The 4394-nt window shown below is 47.2% G+C and carries 3 protein-coding genes; 2 read left to right on the forward strand and 1 reads right to left on the reverse strand.

The genetic code is table 11. The features are described from left to right. Positions 1 to 997 (forward strand): alpha/beta hydrolase (locus tag ACEW9I_RS07965; protein WP_373539821.1); only part of this gene is annotated, 997 nt, incomplete at its 5' end. 7 nt (positions 998 to 1004) lie between these two features. Here ACEW9I_RS07965 and ACEW9I_RS07970 read toward each other — a convergent pair. Further along, positions 1005 to 3221, reverse strand: coding sequence for a PAS domain-containing protein (locus tag ACEW9I_RS07970; protein ID WP_373539823.1), 2217 nt, complete (start codon positions 3219 to 3221; stop codon positions 1005 to 1007). 622 nt (positions 3222 to 3843) lie between these two features. Here ACEW9I_RS07970 and ACEW9I_RS07975 point away from each other — a divergent pair. After that, entirely contained in the window at positions 3844 to 4140 is a 297-nt protein-coding gene (locus tag ACEW9I_RS07975; protein WP_373539822.1) for a hypothetical protein, read from the forward strand. Positions 4141 to 4394: the final 254 nt, after the last annotated feature.

Genomic DNA, 4394 nt, shown 5'->3' on the forward strand with positions numbered 1-4394 from the left:
CAATCCAGCGGTGATTAAGTTAGCAGAAGCTGCAACTACACCTGAAGCTCAAATGAAAGCCGTACTAGACGAACTTGCTGCTTTCAACGCACCACCGCTCGATCGACTCTCACCTGAAAACGCTCGTAACAATCCCACAGCCGCAGATGCCGTCATCGGTGTATTAGCTAAACAGGGCAAACCCGCAGTGGAAATGGTCGGAGATATCAGTCATCAACTCATTCCTGGCCCAGCAGGCGACCTCCTCGCCCGAATTTATCGTCCCCAGGGTCAAGGCTCCTTCCCCGTATTAGTCTACTTTCACGGTGGCGGCTGGGTCATTGCCAATCTCAATACTTATGATGCTTCTTGCCGTGCGCTAACCAATGCCGCCAAGTGTATAGTTGTTTCCGTCGCCTACCGTCAAGCTCCAGAACATAAGTTTCCAGCCGCCGCCGAAGATGCCTATGCAGCACTGCAATGGGTCATGACGAATGCCGCTCAACTTAAAGGCGATCCTAGGCGAGTTGCCGTTGGTGGCGAGAGTGCTGGTGGTAACTTAGCGGCTGTAGCTTGCTTAATGGCGCGCGATCGACAGGGTAAAATGCCAGTACATCAGATGCTGATTTATCCCGTAACCAATTATGCCTTTGATACACCTTCATATCAGGAGATTGGTACTAATCCTCAAGTACCGCTCAATCGATTAGGGATGGAATGGTTCTGGGATAAATATCTCAAGAGTCCGGCTGATGGCAGTAATCCTTACGCATCTCCATTGAGAGCTAAGAGCCTCAAAGGTCTACCACCTGCAACCGTGATTACGGCAGACATCGACCCCTTGAGGAGCGAAGGGCAAGCTTATGCACAGCGATTACGCACCGAAGGTACAACTGTTAGAGCCACTAACTATACCAATGTGACGCATGAATTTTTTGGGATGGGAGCAGTAGTAAATAAGGCGAAACAGGCTGTACAACAAGCAGCAGCAGGGTTACGTTCGAGTTTCAATCGCTAGGGGAAAATCACTTGAGCCAAGTAAAGTAGAACGTTGTGCCCTTACCAAGCTGGGACTCTAGCCAAATGGTGCCACCTTGGGCTTGGACAATTTTTTTGACAATTGCTAGTCCGATCCCCTTACTGTCCGCTCGATTTTGCGGGTTCACCGCCTGAAAAATTCTAAACACCCGCTCGTGCTGCTCTGGGGCAATCCCTGCGCCATCATCGGACACCGCGAATTCATAGCAATCGCCGCGTTCTTGAGCTGAAATGTGGATCGAGCCATCAGATCTGTCGTGATGCTTAATGGCATTGCCAATTAAATTGACAAACACCTGAAATAACAGGAGGCGGTTTGTGGATATGGTTGGCATTGGGGCAATATCGAGGCAAAATGTCGGTGGGGGCGAGAGCGAATCGATGACCTCAGCCAGCAGTTGAGCCACTACGACAGATTCGCTCGATATGTCAGTTGTTTGTCCGGTACGGGCATAGTCGAGCAGTCCATCGATCGTGGCGGACATCCGCTCTACTCGGCTCCGTAGCAGGGTCATTTGCGCTTGATTGGCGACGGTCAGCGAGCTTTCCAAATCTTCTTCAATCCATCTAGAGAGATTGGTAATTGCCCGCAGGGGTGCTTTGAGATCGTGGGAGACTATATATACAAAGCTGTCTAGCTCTTGATTGCGATGTTCGAGAGCGGTTTGGGTGCGATTGCGTTCGGTAATATCGATCGCCGCTAGGATGGCATAACTTGGTCGCGCAACTGCACCAGAACGGTCGAAGAAGACTTGTTTGCGGACGCTCAAGCAGCGGACTTCGCCATTAGACCACACGACCCGATGCTCCTGGGCAAACCAACCCTGACCCTGGGGATCGAGCACTTGGGCGATCTGCTGTTCGAGTTGGGCGCGATCGTCTGGGTGAAATGTCGCGTGAATTCGATCGCGTGAAATGACCGATTCCTCAGTAGGAAGTCCATATAAAGCGGCAGCTTCGGGAGACAGCTCGACTAGATTCGAGACATAATCAAACTTAGCCAGCCCGATCCCTGCAACTTCAATCCCCGTTTTTAACTGCGCCTGGGATTCTTGTAAGTAGCGATCTGTCTGCTTGCGCTCGGTAATATCGCGCCCGACTGCGTAACATAAATTCCGCTCGGTATGCGGGATCGCACTCCAAGATAGCCAGCGATACGAACCGTCTTTGCAGCGATAGCGGTTCTCAAAATCAATCTCCATCTGACCTTCACTCAACCTGGTCGCACTAGCGATCGTCTGTTCTCGATCGTCAGGATGAACGAAGTCCAGAAAGGGTCGTGCCATTAATTCGGCGATAGTGTAGCCCAGCATCTGCTCGAATGCTGGATTCAAGCGGATGAAATACCCATCAAAATTCCCAATCGCCAGCAGATCGAGGGATAAATTAAAAAAGCGATCGCGCTCTTGTTCGGCTTGTCTTTCGACGGTCACATCTCGCCAAGTAGCCACAAATCCATCATTTAATCTGCTAACTCGCGTGTCATAGACTTTCGTGAGCTGTTGCGTACCAAACACATCCGTATAAATCAAATCGTCCTGAACCAGCGGTACGCCTGTAGCGATCGTTTGACAGTATCGTTCAAACAACTCTGTCTCGCAAACAGCCGGAAATACTTCACACATCCCTCTGCCAATGTCAGCAGCAGTCATGCGATTGCTCTCCATTGCCGCTGCGTTCAAATATTCAAACCGAAAGTCGATAATCTGCCCTGTTTCATCTCGAATCGCGGCATAGATGCCAAAGCAGTCGAGCATAGTGTCGATCGATACCCGCAGGAGATCGTGAGACTGCTGCAATTGTCGCCGCAAGCGGGCATTCTCGATCGCACTTTGCATGGCTGAGATCAATAGCTGTGGCGTAAAGCTGCCCTTGACTAAATAATCTTGGGCACCTAGTTTCATCGCTCGAACTGCAACACTTTCGCTACCATGCCCCGTCATCATCACGACAGGTAGACTCCGACCGGGACTTCGCTGTGATATTATCTCTAGGAATTTCAGCCCATCCCCGTCTGGGAGCAGATAATCGAGTAAAATCGCATCGATCGTGTTCGTACTATATAGTTCCAGTCCCTCCGCCACCGATCCCGCTTCAATTAGATCGTAAGCACAGCTTGAATCGCTCAGTAGGGACTCTCGATATACCGCTCGATTTTCTGGCAAGTCTTCAACAATCAACACTGTGAAGGTAGGTAGATTCATATTAGTCACAACAATTAAGCTGTTGTGCATGATAGGTTGACACAATTGATTGGGACTGTGCCCATACAACTTAGCAGGTATTCACTATTTCTACAATGTCAAATGTACTAAAGTTGACACTTGAGCGATCGAATCCGAACTCAGGTGTCAAATATCAAAAACTGCCTGAGTACAGCAAACTTTTAAAATTTTGACACGTAATAATATTTAACGCAAATGCTACTCAAATATCTCATCGTGGGAGTTTTTGTCCCTTTTTTTAGATCTGCTCTGAGTCTATTCGGGTAGGTAAGTACTATCCACTAACATCTAAGTTAAATATCCGTCGATCGGCTGATGGTTTTATTAAAAAATAAGCCATTGCTAACCAGTAATAGCCATAAAAAACTCAATAATAATAAATTAAATATTAAGATAAATATTTAGCTAAAGTCATCGATTGATTAATGCTTTCCTCACAAGATCCTCACAATTTTGGACTAGGATAAAGTGAGTAGGTTCTGATTATAAATTTATCGAATAATTAACATGCCGAAAATCATCGCTGAAGCCAAAACGTAGAAGTTCACAGGAGTAGCAAAAATCGAAGAAATCTGATAGCGTAAGGCACATGGAGAAGACAGTGCCAGAACTAAGAGCGGCAATAAGTCCAGAAGAGTGGGCACAAGTGCCAGTAAGTGTCCTCTGCTTGGGTCTTTTCCATGAGCGGGAAACCCGCTCGGAAAGACTCCGCAAACTAATTGAAGAATTAGTGCGGCGGATGGATAAGATTGAGCAAGAAATGGCAGAACTGCGAACAGAAAATGAGTTGCTCAAAGAACAACTAGCAAGAACATCAGCAAATTCATCACAACCACCATCAAAGAATCCTCAAGGCTTTTTAATAACAACCTATCGATTTATTTTTACTCGATCGTAGTAATGTCAATGATACCCCGTTGCAGCTTTTTAGATACTTTTTTATCCTCCATTTGATAGAGTTTTTCTTATCGCTAGAATCATACAGTGTTAGTCAACTGAGTCTCATCACTAAGGGGTATCAGGAAAGGTTTTTAGTATCAAGAATCAATTCACCCACTAGCGGAGCAGGAATCTCCTCGCTCCAGATTCGGAGGAATCACAGATGACAATGACTTTAGACAGCAGTATCAAAGCCTTCCAAAGCAGCCTCAC

Source organism: Chamaesiphon sp., assembly GCF_041738855.1.
In the GTDB taxonomy this organism is placed as follows: Bacteria; Cyanobacteriota; Cyanobacteriia; order Cyanobacteriales; family Chamaesiphonaceae; genus Chamaesiphon.